This is a genomic window from Flavivirga algicola (genome assembly GCF_012910715.1).
In the GTDB taxonomy this organism is placed as follows: domain Bacteria; phylum Bacteroidota; class Bacteroidia; order Flavobacteriales; family Flavobacteriaceae; genus Flavivirga; species Flavivirga algicola.
The window spans coordinates 26,656-44,976 of the sequence record NZ_JABBHF010000003.1 but is presented as its reverse complement, the minus strand read 5'-3'; the positions used below and the strand labels follow the sequence as shown (position 1 = coordinate 44,976).

Annotated in this window: 15 protein-coding genes; 8 read left to right on the top strand and 7 right to left on the bottom strand. The window is 35.1% G+C overall.

The window, feature by feature from the left end; genetic code table 11:
- Nucleotides 1–52: 52 nt before the first annotated feature.
- The 5 genes from HHX25_RS05505 to HHX25_RS05485 form a co-directional block, all read right to left on the bottom strand.
- Nucleotides 53–796: a succinate dehydrogenase/fumarate reductase iron-sulfur subunit gene (locus HHX25_RS05505; protein ID WP_169671028.1), complete on the bottom strand. Its 744-nt coding sequence runs from the start codon at nucleotides 794–796 to the stop codon at nucleotides 53–55.
- A gap of 8 nt (nucleotides 797–804) precedes the next feature.
- Nucleotides 805–2,817, bottom strand: coding sequence for a fumarate reductase/succinate dehydrogenase flavoprotein subunit (locus HHX25_RS05500; RefSeq protein ID WP_169671026.1), 2,013 nt, complete (start codon nucleotides 2,815–2,817; stop codon nucleotides 805–807).
- A gap of 16 nt (nucleotides 2,818–2,833) precedes the next feature.
- Entirely contained in the window at nucleotides 2,834–3,505 is a 672-nt protein-coding gene (locus HHX25_RS05495; RefSeq protein ID WP_169671024.1) for a succinate dehydrogenase cytochrome b subunit, read from the bottom strand.
- A gap of 194 nt (nucleotides 3,506–3,699) precedes the next feature.
- The gene (locus HHX25_RS05490) at nucleotides 3,700–6,540 is read right to left on the bottom strand and encodes a beta propeller repeat protein (RefSeq protein WP_169671022.1); all 2,841 of its coding nucleotides are present in this window, start codon (nucleotides 6,538–6,540) and stop codon (nucleotides 3,700–3,702) included.
- Between the two features lie 78 nt (nucleotides 6,541–6,618).
- Nucleotides 6,619–8,436 (bottom strand): T9SS type A sorting domain-containing protein, encoded by a 1,818-nt coding sequence (locus HHX25_RS05485; protein ID WP_169671020.1) that lies wholly within the window; start codon nucleotides 8,434–8,436, stop codon nucleotides 6,619–6,621.
- Between the two features lie 163 nt (nucleotides 8,437–8,599).
- On the opposite strand from HHX25_RS05485, the gene HHX25_RS05480 reads away from it, so the two are divergent.
- Nucleotides 8,600–9,892: an aminopeptidase P family protein gene (locus HHX25_RS05480; protein WP_169671019.1), complete on the top strand. Its 1,293-nt coding sequence runs from the start codon at nucleotides 8,600–8,602 to the stop codon at nucleotides 9,890–9,892.
- 63 nt (nucleotides 9,893–9,955) lie between these two features.
- Here HHX25_RS05480 and HHX25_RS05475 read toward each other — a convergent pair whose 3' ends face one another.
- On the bottom strand, nucleotides 9,956–11,278 hold the full coding sequence (locus HHX25_RS05475) for an aspartate kinase (protein WP_169671017.1): 1,323 nt from the start codon (nucleotides 11,276–11,278) through the stop codon (nucleotides 9,956–9,958).
- Between the two features lie 99 nt (nucleotides 11,279–11,377).
- Here HHX25_RS05475 and HHX25_RS05470 point away from each other — a divergent pair, with 99 nt between their 5' ends.
- The 4 genes from HHX25_RS05470 (at nucleotide 11,378) to HHX25_RS21400 (ending at nucleotide 13,588) form a co-directional block, all read left to right on the top strand.
- Nucleotides 11,378–12,034 carry a hypothetical protein gene (locus HHX25_RS05470; RefSeq protein ID WP_169671015.1) on the top strand — a complete coding sequence of 219 codons (657 nt, stop codon included), beginning with the start codon at nucleotides 11,378–11,380 and terminating at the stop codon, nucleotides 12,032–12,034.
- Between the two features lie 42 nt (nucleotides 12,035–12,076).
- Nucleotides 12,077–12,856: an alpha/beta fold hydrolase gene (locus tag HHX25_RS05465; protein WP_169671013.1), complete on the top strand. Its 780-nt coding sequence runs from the start codon at nucleotides 12,077–12,079 to the stop codon at nucleotides 12,854–12,856.
- A gap of 58 nt (nucleotides 12,857–12,914) precedes the next feature.
- Entirely contained in the window at nucleotides 12,915–13,181 is a 267-nt protein-coding gene (locus tag HHX25_RS05460; RefSeq protein WP_169671011.1) for a hypothetical protein, read from the top strand.
- A gap of 71 nt (nucleotides 13,182–13,252) precedes the next feature.
- Nucleotides 13,253–13,588 carry a hypothetical protein gene (locus HHX25_RS21400; RefSeq protein ID WP_317169067.1) on the top strand — a complete coding sequence of 112 codons (336 nt, stop codon included), beginning with the start codon at nucleotides 13,253–13,255 and terminating at the stop codon, nucleotides 13,586–13,588.
- Here the strand turns inward: HHX25_RS21400 and thiL are convergent.
- The gene (thiL, locus tag HHX25_RS05450) at nucleotides 13,578–14,624 is read right to left on the bottom strand and encodes a thiamine-phosphate kinase (RefSeq protein WP_169671009.1); all 1,047 of its coding nucleotides are present in this window, start codon (nucleotides 14,622–14,624) and stop codon (nucleotides 13,578–13,580) included. The genes HHX25_RS21400 and thiL overlap by 11 nt on opposite strands.
- A gap of 285 nt (nucleotides 14,625–14,909) precedes the next feature.
- Between thiL and HHX25_RS05445 the strand changes: the two genes are divergently transcribed.
- From HHX25_RS05445 to HHX25_RS05435, 3 genes are read left to right on the top strand one after another with little or no spacing between them, the layout of a single operon-like run.
- Nucleotides 14,910–16,175 carry a choice-of-anchor B family protein gene (locus HHX25_RS05445; RefSeq protein ID WP_169671007.1) on the top strand — a complete coding sequence of 422 codons (1,266 nt, stop codon included), beginning with the start codon at nucleotides 14,910–14,912 and terminating at the stop codon, nucleotides 16,173–16,175.
- On the top strand, nucleotides 16,132–17,529 hold the full coding sequence (locus HHX25_RS05440) for a hypothetical protein (RefSeq protein WP_240964270.1): 1,398 nt from the start codon (nucleotides 16,132–16,134) through the stop codon (nucleotides 17,527–17,529). Before HHX25_RS05445 ends, HHX25_RS05440 begins: the two co-directional genes overlap by 44 nt.
- Before the next feature lie 4 nt (nucleotides 17,530–17,533).
- Nucleotides 17,534–18,304: an MbnP family protein gene (locus HHX25_RS05435; protein ID WP_169671005.1), complete on the top strand. Its 771-nt coding sequence runs from the start codon at nucleotides 17,534–17,536 to the stop codon at nucleotides 18,302–18,304.
- Nucleotides 18,305–18,321 lie beyond the last annotated feature (17 nt).

Sequence of the window (18,321 nt, the reverse complement as noted above, 5' to 3'; positions counted from 1 at the left end):
AACCCAAGCTAATGCTTGGGCTTTTAAATTTTATGATGTATTTATAAAAATATTAAGATATATTGGCTTTCATTAACTCACGATTCATTCTCGCAATGTTATCTAAAGAAATACCTTTAGGGCATTCCACTTCACAAGCACCTGTATTAGTACAGTTACCAAAACCTTCCAAATCCATTTGAGCAACCATATTTTTAACACGGTCTGCTGCCTCTACCTGTCCTTGAGGTAATAATGCATATTGCGACACCTTAGCACCTACAAACAACATGGCAGATGAATTTTTACAAGTAGCCACACAAGCACCACAGCCTATACAAGTTGCAGCATCCATAGCTTCATCGGCAGCATGCTTTGAAATAGGAATGGCATTTGCATCCTGAGTGTTACCAGACGTATTTACAGAAATATAACCTCCAGCTTGTTGAATACGTTCAAAAGCTGTTCTGTCTACCACTAAATCTTTTATTACAGGAAATGCTGCTGCTCTAAACGGCTCAATTGTAATGGTATCACCATCTTTAAACATTCGCATGTGTAGTTGACACGTTGTTATACCTCTATCTGGACCGTGAGCTTCTCCATTAATATACATAGAACACATTCCACAAATACCTTCACGACAATCATGGTCGAACGCCACAGGCTCTTCTCCTGCATTAACCAATTGTTCGTTGAGAACATCCATCATTTCTAAGAAAGACATATGCTCTGAAATATCAGTAACTTTATAATCGACCATTTGACCCTTTGTATCCGAGTCTTTTTGTCTCCAAATTTTAAGTGTTAAATTCATTTTCTTTCTTATTTATATGAACGTTGTTTCAATTCAATATCATTAAACTCCAATTCTTCTTTATGTAACACTGCATCAGCAGGCTCTCCTTTATATTCCCAGGCAGAAACAAACGCAAAATCTTTATCATTACGCTTAGCTTCTCCTTTTTGAGGCCCATCCAATTCAACAGATTCCTCTCTAAAATGCCCGCCACATGATTCTTCTCGTACTAAAGCATCTTTTGCAAATAATTCCCCAAGTTCTAAAAAGTCGGCTACACGTCCTGCTTTTTCTAATTCTGGATTCATTTCATCTGCATTACCCGGCACCTTTACTTCTTTCCAGAATTCTTCTCGAATCGCTTTAATTTCGGCCATTGCTTCCTTTAAACCTTTTTCATTACGTGCCATACCTACCTTGTCCCACATAACTTTTCCAAGGCGTTTATGGAAGTGGTCTACAGATTTTGTTCCTTTATTATTGATAAAGAAATCGATACGGTCTTTTACTTCCTTTTCAGCTTCGTCAAACTCTTTGGTATCTGTTGGTATTTTTCCTGTTCTAATATCTTGAGATAAATAATCCCCTATGGTATAAGGCAACACAAAATAACCATCTGCCAAACCTTGCATTAAAGCTGAAGCTCCGAGCCTATTTGCGCCATGGTCTGAGAAGTTTGCTTCGCCTATACAATACAATCCATCAACCGTTGTCATTAAGTTATAATCAACCCAAACACCTCCCATAGTGTAATGTGTTGCTGGGTAAATCATCATAGGCGTTTTGTATGGATTCTCATCAACAATTTTCTCATACATCTGAAATAAGTTTCCATATTTGGCCTCAACGATTGCCTGTCCTAATTCGTATATTTTTGCTTCAGAGGCATTTTCTATATTTTGAATCTTAGCTTGCTCTTTTCCATAACGCTCAATAGCTGAAGCAAAATCTAAATATACTGCTTCTCCAGTAGCATTAACACCATAACCAGCATCGCAACGTTCTTTGGCAGCACGAGATGCTACATCACGAGGTACTAAATTTCCAAAAGCTGGATAACGACGTTCTAAGTAGTAATCTCTTTCTTCTTCGGACAAGTCAGTTGGTTTCTTACGACCTTCTCGAATGGCTTTTACATCATCCATATTTTTAGGTACCCAAATGCGTCCATCGTTACGCAAAGATTCAGACATCAATGTTAGTTTAGACTGATAATCTCCAGAACGCGGGATACATGTTGGATGAATTTGCGTGTAACAAGGGTTAGCAAAATATGCGCCTTTTTTATGAATTTTCCAAGCAGCAGTAGCATTACTGCCCATAGCGTTTGTTGATAAGAAATATACATTTCCATATCCACCAGATGCTATAACCACTGCATGTGCAGAATGTCTTTCTATTTCGCCTGTAATTAAATTACGGGTAATGATCCCTCTTGCTTTTCCGTCAACTTTTACAACATCAAGCATTTCATGACGATTAAACATTTCTATTTTACCACGGGCAATTTGTCTATTCATTGCAGAGTAAGCCCCCAGTAATAACTGCTGACCTGTTTGTCCTTTAGCATAAAATGTTCTAGAAACTAAAACACCTCCAAACGAGCGGTTGTCTAATAAGCCCCCATAGTCTCGTGCAAAAGGCACTCCTTGAGCAACACATTGGTCAATAATATTAGCAGATACTTCGGCCAAACGGTAAACGTTTGCTTCTCGCGAACGATAATCCCCTCCTTTTACAGTATCATAGAATAATCTATATGTAGAGTCACCATCTCCTTGATAGTTTTTTGCTGCATTAATACCTCCTTGCGCAGCAATAGAATGTGCTCGTCTTGGAGAGTCTTGATACGCAAATGCTTTTACGTTGTATCCTAACTCAGCTAAAGTCGCCGCAGCCGACCCACCTGCTAAACCAGTTCCTACCACGATAACGTCTATATGACGTTTATTGGCTGGGTTTACTAAATCGATATGATTTTTATAATCTGTCCATTTATCTTTAATTGGACCTTTTGGTACTTTTGAATCTAAAGCCATACTAAACTATTTAAGATTAATGGTTAAGGTGATGATAAAGAGCAATAATTATAAACCCTAGCGGAATAACAATTGAATATACTTTTCCAAATGTTTGTAATGTTTTTTTACGTCCAGCGGTCGCTCCCACCGATTGGAATGCTGATGTAAACCCATGTAGTAAATGCAGCGCTAAAAGTATAAATGCTACAACATAAGCAGCTACTCTGGCTGGGTTTAAAAATTTGTGCTGCAATTCATGGAAATATCTAAAATTCCCATCGTGCATGCCAGACATATCACCTTGAATATACTTAGTATTAATTTCTGGAAACCAGAAATCTATAAAATGGAGAACAATAAAAGCTAATATAACAAGTCCGCTGTAAATCATATTTCTACTCATCCAAGTAGAGTTAGCAGCTCCATTATTTTTAGCATATGCAACTCCATTTGCTTTTTTGTTTTTCAGTTCTAATACAAAACCCATTACAAAATGAAATACAACACCGAATATTAAAACGGGTTGTAGTGCAAATTGAACTAAGGGGTTTGTTCCCATAAAATGGGACAGTTCATTAAAAACATCTTCACTAAACAAAGATGTAATATTTACCGCTAAATGTATTATTAAGAAAAACATGAGGAAGAAAGCAGAAAGCGCCATAGCAATCTTTCTTCCAATCGAAGATTTAAAAAATCCACCCATTATTTTGAAGTTATTTTATGTTTTTACAAAGGTAAGCTAGGATAAAGTTATAGACAAATAACAAATGTCATGTTTTTACAATTTATAATGATTATAAGTAAAAATACTTAGTTTTTCACTAAAGAACCTTTTTCTGCTCCTTTTTTGAGAAAGTATTAATTATGGTCTTTGAAATTAGCTTTCTAAAAAAATATTTATTTAATCTTGAATGCTATTTTTTCTAAATCCATTTCTATATAGTACAATCCTTTTGGCAAATAGTATTTATTATTCTTAGCCTTCTTTATATCTATATCAGTGTTCTCCTTAAGAAGAGCTTTTTTGCCTTTTTCGGTTAAGGTCAGGTCATAGTTTATATAATTATACCCTTGGTCTGCAACAACTGTCATTTGATTAAGCAATGCCCCTTTTTCAGAAAACACTTTAATATTTTTCCCCCCAGAAGTATTTGAATAAAATGCCACATCAACTTTGGGGTCAATAGCTTCTGCCCATGTATTCGATGCATTCCCCCAACGGGAAGAATATTTTGCATCCTTAATTTTAAAAAGCGTTACTGCTTTTGATTGTATATGGTCACTCATCTGTTGAAGCGGTTCGATTTCAGCTCTGTAAACACTTCTACCATGTGTTCCAAGTAATAGATGTTTAGAATCGGGTTGAATCACTATATCATGAATAGCTACATTAGGAAGTCCTTTACTAAATATTTCCCAGCTTTGACCTTGGTTAAACGAAATATAAGCACCGTTATCGGTTCCCAAGTAGATTATGTTTTCGTTCACAGGATCTTCTTTAATGACATTCACAGGTGATGTTGGAATATTTGAGCCAATATGTTTCCAAGTTCTACCATAATCATTACTCACATAGGCATATACCGAAAAATTGTCCCAACGATAACCGTTTAAGGCTACATAAACACGTTCTTTTTTATGTTGAGAGGCTACAACCCGACTTACCCAAAGGTCTTTTGGCAATGTGTTTGAAATAGCCTCCCAGCTGCCTCCAGCATTTTTAGTAATCTGTATTAAACCATCGTCACTACCAGTATAAATAAGCCCGAATTGAAATGGCGACTCACTAATAGATGTTAATGTGCCATAGGCTACATTTCCCTTTTTTCCTCCATGGGTAAGATCATCGCTAATAGCCATCCAATCGGTTCCCTGATTCATGGAACGCATCAACTTATTACCCCCTAAATATAAAATATCCTGATTATGTGGTGATAATAAAATAGGTGTTTGCCAATTAAAGCGATAAGGTTTCTCTCCTAACTTATGCTTTGGTTGTATATAAGTTCGTTCTTTAGTTTCTAAATTGAGTCTATAGTAATTTCCAAATTGATACCCCGTATACACCATATTGTTATCTCTATTATCAATTTGCATTTGCATACCATCACCACCCATAATTCTTTTCCAGGGATATTGCCCGTTTTGGTGCCAACTTTTATCCTCACTGGCATTACTTGCTCCAACCCAAACACCATTGTCTTGCAAGCCTCCATAAATATTATATGGTTGAGCATGGTCTATATTTATGGAATAGAACTGGCCAACAGAGTTCACATTGAGTTTTTCCCATGTTTCTCCATCGTCATAGCTCATATTTAATCCGCCATCATTACCATTTATTAAATGTCCCTGTTTTTTAGAATTAACCCATAATGCCTGATGATCGGAATGAACATTTTCCCTACTAATAGAAGTAAAGGTTTGTCCTCCATTCTTAGATTTTAAAATAGGAACTCCTAAAATATAGATTCCTGTTTCATCTTGTGGATCGACTCTTATTTCACCAAAATAATAGCCATAGCTATAATATAAACCATCGATATAATCGCTGTGTGTTTTCTTCCAACTTTTACCACCATCTTCACTTTTGTAAACTTCTGCCCCTATAACGGGCGTGTCGAACAACATTGAATTGGCATTTTCAAGATATTTTGCAAGATCCATGGGCTTTATATGACCACTTCTTACCATTTGCTTTACATTTTCTGCTCTGTATTTTTCCTGAAACCCATTCATTTTTAAAAATTCATTAAGCTTTTTGTTATCTAGCTTTAAAAAGGTTTTATCCGTCATGGATTTAAAATCTGCTTTGGTCAAACCATGCTTTTCTTCTTTTTCTGTTTCTGGAACTCTTCGAAATTGACTATCAAGCAACGCATAAACAACCATATCATTAAAAACAGCCAAACCTATTCTACCAACACCTTGACCTGTTGGAAATCCACTTTCTTGAGTAGAGACTTTAACCCATGTATTACCTGCGTCTACACTTTTGTAAATTGCAGAATTATGCCCACTACCATCAAAGTTCCAAGCTTTACGGTCTTTCGTCCAAGAGGTTGCAAACATCAAACTGAAGTTATTCGGACTGCATTGCACATCAATAATACCACTTACATTATCTACAAATAATTTTTGCGTCCACGTTTTTCCGCCATCCGTGGTTTTATAGATGCCACGTTCTTCATTTGGGGAATACAAATGACCTGTGACTCCAACAACAACTTCATCTGGATTATTAGGGTTGATTATAATTCGGCCTATATGATGCGAATCCTTGAGCCCCATATTTTGCCAGGTTTCTCCATTATCGGTAGATTTTAAAATTCCGATTCCTGCATAACTGGATCGAGATGCATTATTTTCTCCAGTACCTACCCATATGGTTTTGTTTTTCCAGTCTACAGCAATATCTCCTACATTTTGAGTATTTGAGGTATCCAATATAGGCGTGAAAGTTGTTCCATTGTTTTTAGTATACCATACACCTCCCGATGCATATCCTACATAGAATTCGGTTGGATCGTTTGGGTTTACAGCTAAATCGGTAACACGACCACTCATAACTGTTGGCCCTATATTCTTAAAAGCTACATTTTTCACTAATGATGTTTGAGAAAGCTGCGCCTTTTCAATAAGAGCTGCTTCTACAATCTTTGAGGATGTTGCTGGTTGTTGTGCCGATATTTTAAAAAAAGAAATAGCAAAAAGTAAGTGAAGAACTTTAAATTTCATATAGGTTCGTTTTAATTTTTGAAAATAATCAAAACGAACCTAATCAATACTATTTTAATATGCTATAATTTTGTTAAATTAATCCAGAATCATCTTTCTTGTAATCATAGCCCTATCAGAATGAATATTTACAAAATAAATCCCTTTGGAAACACCCGTTACATTAATGGAATTTGTTCTAGAACCGTTAGAAATATTGTATTCATTAATAAGTCTTCCGCTTACATCGTAAATGACTGCTTTTTCTAGACTAATTGCAGACTTATTATTGATATAGAATATACTCTTGGCTGGATTAGGGTATAGGTTGATAGATTTGCCCAACTCCTCTTCATCAATGCTTAAACTGCAAGAACCTGAATAATCTGTCATAACACTAGCACTGCAAACTGCAGATCCCGTACTCCTATTATGTACATTAGTGGCCGATGTTATATTATTAGCACTCAATACTCTTTGATCTTCACCATTAGATATGGCATAATGCATCACATCATTGTTTGTATCGATCACGTGTGCCAACTGATGTCCATGTCCTAACTCATGCAGTGCGACACTCTCAAAATCGTATTGGGTAATTCCTGGTAAACTCGTGTTAAAATTCCAATTAGTGTCATCATCAAACACAATGTCCAACTCTGAAACATACCAATTAAGTGTTGTGTTTCCTGCAGCAAAACAACCGCTATAGCGAGACGTACAACGTCCTAATACATCTACTCCCAATTCATTTCCATTATCAAACCTAACAACATTAATACCATCCCCTGCAACAACATCTACAGTTGTTGTGGTACCAACAACCCAATTTACTCCAGTTTCACAACGCCATGTTTCTAAGGCTCTTAAAAAAGAGGTTTTTGCATCAGCATTCGCATCAAAATCCGTAAACATTCTCCAAGTATACCCTCCTGAAGAATTATCGTTTGCATGTTGTGTATTATAGGCAACGTTTACGCCAGAATTAACATTATCACTAATTAAATTTGTTTCAGAATAAGAAACTGTTAAATCCAAATTAGACTCAGCAGACGCATTGCCACTATCGGTGACTTGTATCTTACCCGTACCAGCTTCTGAAGGCACTTCTACCCTGATTTGAGTATCACTCCATGATACAACTTGGGTATCTAATGCTTCAATATAATCTGGCACCCCTCCATCAAAACCACCAGTATCTGCATTACTAAAACCAACTTTACCTTGCGTCCCGCCAAATCCAGAGCCGTTAATAGTTAGAACTGTTTTCGTACCACCTGTTATCGTAGTTGGAGTAAACGTAATAGAACTTGGAGGTAAAGAAGATTTTTGCTGGGATGTATTTATTTTTTGTTTTACCAAGTCTGTTTTTGTCATTTCTACATAACCTGATTTTGTATGACTCATAATCTCGTTATAAAATGAGGTTGTAATTCCTTCCTTTTTGTTAAACGGATTTATGGCTACATTACTGTGCAAGATATATTTATAAAACCCTTGCAAAGACCCATAAACTTTAAACTGTTTTTTTGAAAGTTTAGCTTTGGTATCCAGCTCTACATAATTATCATGTAACATGAATACACCAACATAATCATTTCTTAACTTCAAACTCGGTGTAACTATTTCTGCTTCTAATCCAACCATGCCACCAGCCGTAACTACTTCAATAGTGGCAATTGGTATTCCTTTAAATACTTTAAATACCTCAATAGTGTTTACTGTAAAAATATTATTATGGCCTTCATCCCAAAACGATTCCTTCGAAATCACTCGACCTTCAACCACCAAACTCGAATTTGCAATCTGTTTTTCCAACGAGGTTTTTTTTAGAAGCAATTGCGCGTTTAATGGCATCAGTGCTGCCAAATAAAACAATAATGTAATTATTAGTGTTGATCGTACTTGTGTTTTCATGTGAGGGTTTTTTTAATATTTTGAGAGACAATTGATTAATATACGTATAAAACCACTATTCAAGATGTCCTAAAAATATTAGAGAGAATATAAATATACTAAATTATAATCAAAATGATTTATTTAGCTTTGCTATGTTAAGCAAACTTAATACATAATCAACATGAAATATCATCCTATTAACAATGAGCTCTTTATAAAAAATCGTAAAAACTTTACTTCTAAAATGAAGCCCTCAAGTTTGGCTGTTTTTAACTCAAACGACATCTATCCAATAAGTGCAGATAGCACCATGCCTTTTGAACAGCACCGAGATATTTTTTATTTAAGCGGTGTAGACCAAGAGGAAAGTATTCTCGTATTATTTCCTGACTGTCCAAAAGAGAAACATCGTGAGATATTGTTCTTAAAAGAAACCAATGAACATATTGCTATTTGGGAAGGCGAAAAACTAACCAAAGCGAAAGCTTATGAAACCAGCGGTATTAAAACAGTGTATTGGTTACAAGATATGGAGCGAGTCATGTTTGAGATTATGACACAATGCGACACAGTTTACATTAATACTAATGAACACTATAGAGCCAATGTAGAAACCGAAACCAGAGAAGACCGTTTTACAAAATGGCTAAAAGAGAAATATCCTGCGCATGCCGTAGCCAAAAGCAACCCTATTTTACAACAGCTTCGCTCTGTAAAAGACCCTATTGAAATAGATTTAATTCAACAGGCTTGCGATATTACCGAAAAAGGATTTCGACGTATTTTAAATTTTGTAAAGCCCGGTGTTTGGGAATATGAAATCGAGGCAGAGTTTATACATGAATTTTTACGAAATCGTTCTAAAAAATTTGCTTATACACCAATTGTTGCTTCTGGGAACAATGCTAATGTATTGCATTATATAGAAAACAATCAACAATGCAAAGCAGGTGATTTAATACTAATGGATATTGGAGCAGAATATGCTAATTATTCTAGTGATATGACACGCAGCGTACCTGTTTCCGGAAAGTTTTCTCCAAGGCAAAAAGACGTTTACAATGCCGTAAACAGAGTAAAGAACGAGGCTACAAAAATGTTAACTCCTGGAACTATTTGGGCAGATTATCACATAGAAGTTGGTAAAATAATGACCAGTGAATTACTAGGCTTAGGTCTTTTGGATAAAAGTGATGTGCAAAATGAAAATCCTGAATGGCCTGCTTATAAAAAATATTTCATGCACGGCACCAGCCATCACATGGGACTGGACACACACGATTACGGTATTTTAACCAAACCTATGCAGGCCAATATGGTCTTTACCGTAGAACCTGGGATTTATATTCCAGATGAAGGTTTTGGTATCCGATTAGAAGATAATGTGGTTATTCAAGAAAATGGAGAACCATTTAATTTAATGAGAAATATTCCTATTGAAGCTGACGACATAGAAGCTATTATGAACTCATAAAGCAAAAAAGAAAGGGTCGTTTCTATAAACGACCCTTTTGCTAACAATACTAAATTTTGTAATTTAAAGAGTGACTAATTCAAATAAATAATCGTTTAGTTTTTGCAGCGAATTAATTTTGTCCTTTGTATCTACCAGCAGAGAAATATTATTTTTACTTCCTCCATAAGAAATCATTCTAATTTTTACATCCTGTAATATTTGAAATAACTTATGAGTTTCTTGATGGTTCACAACCGAATGTCCAACCAAACAAATAATACTTTGGTTTTTATCAACTTCTATGGTTGCTATTTTCTCTAATTCTTCAAGAATTTCATCTAAGTTTCTATCATCGTCTATTGTTAACGAAACAGCAACCTCAGAGGTGGTAATCATATCAATAGATGTCTTATAAGTTTCAAAAATTTCAAATACCTTTTTTAAGAAACCATGGGCCTGCAGCATTCTTGCAGATTTAATCTTTATTGCTGTAATATTATCCTTAGCAGCTATGGCTTTAATCCCATTTTCTGAAGTAATATTGGAAATTAATGTTCCATGAGCATGAGAATTCATTGTATTTTTTAAGCGTACAGGAATGTTATCTGCTCTTACAGGGGTAACTGTTTGCGGATGCAATATCTTAGCACCAAAATAAGCCAATTCTGCAGCCTCATCAAATGATAGATTGGAAATTGGTTTGGTATTTTCAACATATCTTGGGTCGTTATTATGCATCCCATCTATATCTGTCCAAATTTGTACTTCCTCTGCTTTAATGGCTGCACCAATTATAGTTGCGGTATAATCGCTTCCACCACGTTGTAAATTTGAAACTTCATCATGGGCATCTAAACAAATAAACCCTTGGGTAATATATATTTCTGAGTCTTTTGCTGCATTTATAGCAACCTCAAAGTTTTGCTTTATATAAGATATGTCTGGCTCCTTGTCTTCATCGATACGCATAAAACTTAAAGCTGGTAATAACGCAGAACTTATGCCTTCTTGCTGTAAATAACAATTAAACATATAGGTAGAAAGCAACTCACCTTGAGCAAGGATATTATTTTCTAAACTTTTAGAATATGTCTTGTGAGTACATGCAACCAAAAAATCAAAAACATTGGAAACATATTCTTTAACTTCTTTATTTAAAACCTTATTATTAAGAAGCTTATCTATGGTGATCGTATATGTTTCATGTAGCTTATTAATTTTATCAATAGCTTCATTATGTGCTTTGTTTGCAACATCACTTGAGATGGCTACCAATTTATTGGTAGTACCAGACATAGCAGAAAGCACAACAATCTTCTTGTCTCCATCGTTAATAATATTTTTAACGTTACACATATTCTCTATAGAACCTACAGATGTACCGCCAAACTTTAATACTTTCATTTACATAGATTTGAGTGTAAAACTAAAACTCCTTAGCCCAATACCGATATTTATTTAAAAAAAAGATTATTTTTGCACATATTGTTAAATAATTAACACATGAAAACCGTATCTAATTGTGTTGAAGACATATTAATAACTCAGCCTTATTTAGAAGAAGCCCTATCTAGAAATATTATAAACTTTAGCGCCTTGGCTATTGAGTTAACAGAACCCATAAGCAAAATGCTAAAAAAGGAGGTTAAGCCTGGTGCCATTATGATGGCTTTAAGGCGATACAATCCACCTACCGCACTAACCAATTCGGTAAAAATGAAACGGGTTATTCAGAATTTAGGTGATATCACCGTACGCTCAAACCTAACAGATTTTACTGTAAAAAATTCTGAAACCATAATTGATAATCATTCAAAAATTCTAGACAGGATAAATCAAGAATCAAAATTGTTTTACACATTTACAAGAGGCATTCATGAAAGTAATATTATAATTTCCAGTAGTTTAAATGACTTTATCAAAGATCAATTAAAAAACGAAAAATTTTTAGCGATACAAGAAGGCTTATCTGCAATTAGCGTAAACCTTCCACAAAACAATTCTAAAATTGCTGGCCTGTATTATCATTTCTTTAAACGTTTAGCTTGGGAAGGCATTGTACTTTACGAGGTAATTTCGACAACGAACGAGTTTACGATTTTAGTAGAGGATGAATTTGTTGACAAAGCTTTTACTGCCATTAAAAGAGTAAAATCTTAGCGCTTATTTAAATGATTTTACCTTACATGAGAATGATTTAAAATGAATTTACAATATAAAGGTATTACTGTTTTTTATACCGATAGCGGAAAAGGTAGTGCCATCGTTTTGCTTCACGGATTTTTAGAGAATATCTCCATGTGGGATCCTTTTATTCCAATACTATCAAAAAAAAACCGGGTTATTTGTATCGATTTATTGGGTCATGGAAAAACCGAATGCCTAGGCTATATACACACTATGGAACTTATGGCCGAAACGGTTCAAGTTGTTCTAAAACATTTAAAAATTCGTCGTTCCACCTTTATAGGACACTCCATGGGCGGCTATGTAGCACTTGCTTTCGCAGAAAAAAACCCTGATGCATTAAAAGGACTGTGTCTTATGAACTCTACTGCAAGTGCAGATACTATTGAAAAAAAGAAAAATAGAGATCGGGCTATAATGGCTGTAAAGCAAAATCATAAAATGTTTATTAGAATGGCGATCTCTAATTTATTCAGGCCAAAAAACAGGACCATTTTTTCAAAAAAGATTAAAGAATTAAAGAAAGAAGCCCTAAAAACACCTTTACAAGGTATTGTAGCGGCACTTGAAGGCATGAAAATTAGAAAGGACAGGGAAGCACTTCTGCATTTTACTCCCTTTAAAAAAATGATGGTTATTGGGAGAAAAGACCCTGCACTGGACTATAATACATTAATTTCCCAGACAAAAAATACAAGCGTCGAAGTGGTAGAATTTCCTGACGGACATATGAGTTATATTGAAAATGAGCGTGCGTTTTTAGATGCAATTGTGCATTTCGTCGAAAATATATAGCATTTTATCGTTTTATTGGAATTTTTATTTTAGATTTATTGCTCTTAAATTCTACACCATGACAAAACCTACTAACAAACCTACGTTTATTCCTAAACTATATTGCAATTTTTTTGGTCATGATTATCAGGTAACTAAAAATGTAACTTACCATGTTAAGGAATACACATGCTCTCATTGTAAAAAACAATTAACAACCAATAGTAATGGCAATTTAATTGAACTCACACCCAAGTTTAAAGAAATAAATGCCATCTTAGAACGTATTCATGCTTCGAGAATGGAACGTTCGAAGAAGAAAACGATCGCTTCGTCGATTTACTAACTAGGAGTTAAAAATATTCAATTGTTTTTTAATACTTTAATAGACTCTAACTAATTAATCTAATATTGTAAATGAAAAACATTCATTGCAAGGTATTTGGGCACGATTATCGAGTGTCTCGAAACGTCACATACCATGTAAAAGAGTATACTTGCAAAAACTGCAAAAAAGAACTCACTACCAACGGAAATGGCTACCTAACCGAGCTTACGCCTAAATTCAAAGAAATTAACGATTTATTAGAACGTATACATGCGAAACGCCATATGAGATCTAGCGTAAAACCACGCGTTGATGCAAGTAACGAAGAAGAACTGGAATATATCAATATAGAGCATAAAGTAAAATCAAGTGACAAAATACATGCTACTATAAATACAGATAACCTACTAGTATTTAAGCATTAAAATTTTTCCACCCCTGAGCTTTTATAGGTATTTTAGTATCTGCTCGAGTTACTAAATGCACCCCCGCTTGCTCTTCTTTCATATAACCAATAACAGTTAAGTTTGGATTCGCCTTTATTTTAGAGTAGTCGTCTTGAGAAATTGTAAATAATAATTCGTAATCCTCCCCTCCATTCAAAGCAACTGTCGTACTATCAATATTAAACTCTTCACAGGTAGAAATTAGTTGAGGATCTAAAGGAATCTTTTCTTCATACAAATCGCAACCCACTTTACTTTGTTTGCACAAATGTATAATCTCAGATGACAAACCGTCACTTATATCAATCATTGAAGATGGTCTTACCTTTAAATCTTTCAACAATTTAATGATATCCTTTCGAGCTTCTGGTTTTAATTGACGCTCTATAATATAAGAATAACCTTCTAGATCTGGTTGGCTATTAGGGTTTACTTTGTATACTTCTTTTTCGCGTTCCAAGACCTGCAACCCCATATAAGCAGCCCCCAAATCTCCGGTAACAACTAACAAATCGCTAGGTTTAGCACCATTTCTATACACCTCGTCATTACTTTCAACTTCTCCAATAGCTGTCACAGAAATTAATAGTCCCGTTGTAGAAGATGTTGTATCACCACCTACAACATCAATATTATAAATTTTAGCAGCAGTTTCAATACCCGCATATAAATCTTCAAGAGCCTCTAACGGAAATCTATTGGACACCGCTATAGAAACCGTAACCTGTGTCGCCTTGGCATTCATAGCATACACATCAGATAAATTAACGATAACCGCCTTATAACCCAAATGTTTTAACGGCATATAACTTAAATCGAAATGTACGCCCTCAACAAGCAAATCGGTTGTAACGACTATTTTTTTAGTCTTAAAATCTAAAACAGCTGCATCATCTCCAATAGCTTTAACTGTAGACTTGTGATTAATCTTAAAATTCTTAGTTAAGTGATCTATGAGCCCAAACTCACCTAAATCACTTAATTCAGTCCTCTGTGGATTCTTATCTTCTATCATAGTGCAAAAATAAGAAGCTTAAATAGATAAACGAATAAACTTTTAATATTATAGTTAAAACCAGTCTCAAATGGAATAGCTTATGTTCAGTTTTCCATACAAATCCAGAAGGCGGAACAATTTTTGATGTATATATAAAGTAATTTCATTACTTTACACAATAACTTATTGTTTCGCATGCAAACACAGCAAACAATATGTTTATTATAGAATTCGTTTTAATTAAAGGCTAAGAGGTTCGGACAAATTCTACACTTTGAAAAAGATTAATAAAAAATTGCAAACATGAATTACTTTAAAAACCGTATTCGTTTTATCAAATTATTTGTTTTGAGCGGTCTATTATTTTTATCTCAATCTTGCGAAAGAGATAACAATATACCTATTCTTGGGGATAATACAGACACACCCTCAACAGATATATTAGCTCCTTGTGAGAATGGTTTTGCAGGAGATTATCCTTGCGATGGTTATGATCTAATGGCACATATACCTATAAATACTTTTGGAGCCACCGAAGGAAATGATTCCTGGGGCTGGGTAGATCCCACTACCGATAAGGAATATGCATTAATGGCTACAGACACCAACGTCTCCTTTGTCGACATAACAGACACAAGCAACCCAATATACTTAGGAAATGTTCCAACGGCAACAGTGAGCAGTCCATGGCGCGATGTAAAGGTTTATAAGGACCATGCCTTTATTGTAGCAGATAATGCAGGTAATCATGGAATGCAGGTATTTGACCTAACACGCTTGAGAAACGTCACTAATCCACCCGAAACATTCACTCCAGATGCACATTTTACTGGGTTTGGAAGCGCCCATAATGTTGTAATAAATGAAACTAGCGGATATGCCTATATTGTTGGCACAAACAGAGCTGGTACATTTGCAGGAGGCCCCTTGTTTATAAACATTCAAAACCCTTTAACCCCTGTGGACGAAGGTGGTTTTGGAGAAGGTGGCTATTCTCATGACGCGCAGGTGATAACCTATAACGGCCCTGATACAGATTATACAGATCGCGAAATACTAATTGGAAGTAATGAAAATGAAGTAGTTATTGCAGATGTGACCGATAAATCCAACCCTGTAAAAATTTCAGATATTAGCTATAGCAATGTTGGATACACACATCAAGGCTGGTTTACCGAAGATCTAAATTACTTTATCTTAGGTGATGAAACTGACGAAAGAGATATAGGTGTCAACACACGCACCATCGTTTTTGATTTCTCCGATTTAGATGCCCCGAGTTTTCATATGGATTATCTGGGAGCCTTCACTGCTATTGACCATAACGGCTATGTTAAAGGAAATACATTTTTTCAGGCTAGCTATAGAGCTGGGGTTCGTATGATAGATATTTCTCAAATTGTAAATACAACCATGACAGAAATAGGCTTTTTTGACACCCACCCAGAAAACAATAACACAGGTTTTAATGGCGCATGGAATGTATATCCATACCTGCCAAGCGGCAATATCATTATAAGCGATATTGAAAGAGGTTTATTTATTATTAAAAAAAGTAGCTCCCAATAAAGTCGCTATGCAAATCCCAAATTCAAAAATTATTTTAGCAGTAGGCATTGCTTTATTTTGCAGCTGCTCTAAAAATGATGATGCTTCTAATGAAATACCTGAGGGCGAAAAAAAAGAAATAGATTTTGTAAAAACGATTGGCGGGGCAAAAAATGAAAGTGCCCAATCTATTATTAAAACTTCAGATGGCGGCTACGCCATCCTAGGATATGTACAGAGTGCAGACGGCGATGTGACAAACAAACTTAATGAATCTTTTGATTATTGGATACTAAAATACGGTCAAAACAACACATTGCAATGGCAAAAAAGCTATGGGGGCAGTGATGATGATCGTGGTCAAGACATTATTCAAACATCAGATAATGGATTTGCCATTTTGGGTTACAGTAAAAGTAATGATGGTGATGTGACACAAAACAATGGATTTAATGATTTTTGGATTTCAAAATTAGATACTTCCGGAGCGATCTTATGGGAAAAGTCTTTTGGATTTTCTGGAGCAGACAATGGTATTTCTATCATTCAAACCAATGATGATGGTTACCTATTAACTGGTGTATTAGATGTTACAGCTTCCAATGGACAAGGTAACAGCAAATTATTGCCATCAAAAAAACATGCTGGTGGCGATTATTGGGCTGTCAAACTAAATGCTTCCGGAGAAAAACAATGGAGCAAATTTTTTGGAGGTACTTTTACAGACACACCCTACGATGTTATCCAAACTGAAGATAGCGGTTATATTATCGTTGGATCTTCAGATAGTAACGATGTTGACATAACAGGAAACAAAGGATCATATGATTTTTGGGTTGTTAAAATCTCAGAAACTGGCAATTTAATTTGGGAGAAATCTTTTGGAGGCTCAGAAACCGATGAAGCCAGAGCCATTACAAAATCAACCGATGGTAACTATATTATTATTGGAGATACCAGAAGTAATGATTTAGACGTTTCTAATAACAATGGTGCGGCAGATTTATGGATTATTAAAATATCTCCGACAGGAAACTTAATCTGGGAGAAAACGTTTGGAGGTAGTAGTTTTGATGCAGGTCGCTCTATTTCTAAAACTCAAGATAATGGATTTATTATTTCTGGCAGTTCAAGAAGCTCCAACGGAGATCTTTCAAATAACAACGGTCAAAATGATGCCTGGGTTCTAAAAATTGATGCTAACGCAAACTTAAAATGGCAAAAAACAGTTGGAGGCTCCGATATCGATTTTGCTTATGATGCCGTTGAGCTTAATGACAAAAGCGTTATTATTGTTGGAGAATCTAATAGTGACAATATTGATATCCCAGGCAATAAAGGATTTACAGATTTATTAATTTTTAAAATAAAATAAGACCATGCAAAAAATATTCCCCATACTCTTTTTCAGTTCAATCATCTTAATCTCCTGTGCTACAGATAACGATGATGAAATTTCTGAAGCCATAGTAACATTTAACTTCAGCCATAGTTGGGACGCAACAGCAGTTACAAACTCCAATTTTAATACCATTCAGTATACCAATGCAAATGGTGAGGAATTAAGTATTACAAAACTAAGATACCTTATTTCGAACATTACATTTCAAAAATCGGATGGAGAAACATTTGTCCTTGACGGTTATAACCTAGTTGATGTTACCAACAACACCAACCTTTCTTTTTCGCCAACCACAACCATTCCAAAGGGAACTTATAGCAACGTATCTTTTACCTTTGGTTTTAACAATGATGACAATTACAATAACAATTACCCCGACTTAAATGCTGCTTCTTGGAGTGTACCAGCCATGTTAGGAGGCGGATACCATTATATGCAATTAGAAGGAAGGTTTATTAATAATATAACAACCCAAACAGGCTATGTGTTTCATGCCATAAGAGCTGTAGATAATTCGGGGGCAACACCTGTATTTGGAGATACTTTTTTTGAAGTTGATTTAGGTGAAGTTACTATAACAAATAATGCTTCTTTTGAAATCAACATGAACATTGCCGAATGGTTTAAAAACCCAAATACTTGGGATTTAAATGTTTTAAACAATATGCTCATGCCCAATTTTAGTGCCCAGCTAATGATGTTTCAAAATGGACAAGATGTATTTAGTTTAAACGCAATCAATCAATAAAATGCTAAAATGGATTT

What these genes read in the sequence shown, in the direction of transcription:
- HHX25_RS05490 (WP_169671022.1), bottom strand. Translation starts at nt 6,540, where the DNA reads ATGAAATTTAAAGTTCTTCACTTACTTTTTGCTATTTCTTTTTTTAAA.
- HHX25_RS05460 (WP_169671011.1), top strand. Translation starts at nt 12,915, where the DNA reads ATGACAAAACCTACTAACAAACCTACGTTTATTCCTAAACTATATTGC.
- HHX25_RS05480 (WP_169671019.1), top strand. Translation starts at nt 8,600, where the DNA reads ATGAAATATCATCCTATTAACAATGAGCTCTTTATAAAAAATCGTAAA.
- HHX25_RS05435 (WP_169671005.1), top strand. Translation starts at nt 17,534, where the DNA reads ATGCAAAAAATATTCCCCATACTCTTTTTCAGTTCAATCATCTTAATC.
- thiL (WP_169671009.1), bottom strand. Translation starts at nt 14,624, where the DNA reads ATGATAGAAGATAAGAATCCACAGAGGACTGAATTAAGTGATTTAGGT.
- HHX25_RS05445 (WP_169671007.1), top strand. Translation starts at nt 14,910, where the DNA reads ATGAATTACTTTAAAAACCGTATTCGTTTTATCAAATTATTTGTTTTG.
- HHX25_RS21400 (WP_317169067.1), top strand. Translation starts at nt 13,253, where the DNA reads ATGAAAAACATTCATTGCAAGGTATTTGGGCACGATTATCGAGTGTCT.
- HHX25_RS05475 (WP_169671017.1), bottom strand. Translation starts at nt 11,278, where the DNA reads ATGAAAGTATTAAAGTTTGGCGGTACATCTGTAGGTTCTATAGAGAAT.
- HHX25_RS05470 (WP_169671015.1), top strand. Translation starts at nt 11,378, where the DNA reads ATGAAAACCGTATCTAATTGTGTTGAAGACATATTAATAACTCAGCCT.
- HHX25_RS05495 (WP_169671024.1), bottom strand. Translation starts at nt 3,505, where the DNA reads ATGGGTGGATTTTTTAAATCTTCGATTGGAAGAAAGATTGCTATGGCG.
- HHX25_RS05500 (WP_169671026.1), bottom strand. Translation starts at nt 2,817, where the DNA reads ATGGCTTTAGATTCAAAAGTACCAAAAGGTCCAATTAAAGATAAATGG.
- HHX25_RS05485 (WP_169671020.1), bottom strand. Translation starts at nt 8,436, where the DNA reads ATGAAAACACAAGTACGATCAACACTAATAATTACATTATTGTTTTAT.
- HHX25_RS05465 (WP_169671013.1), top strand. Translation starts at nt 12,077, where the DNA reads ATGAATTTACAATATAAAGGTATTACTGTTTTTTATACCGATAGCGGA.
- HHX25_RS05505 (WP_169671028.1), bottom strand. Translation starts at nt 796, where the DNA reads ATGAATTTAACACTTAAAATTTGGAGACAAAAAGACTCGGATACAAAG.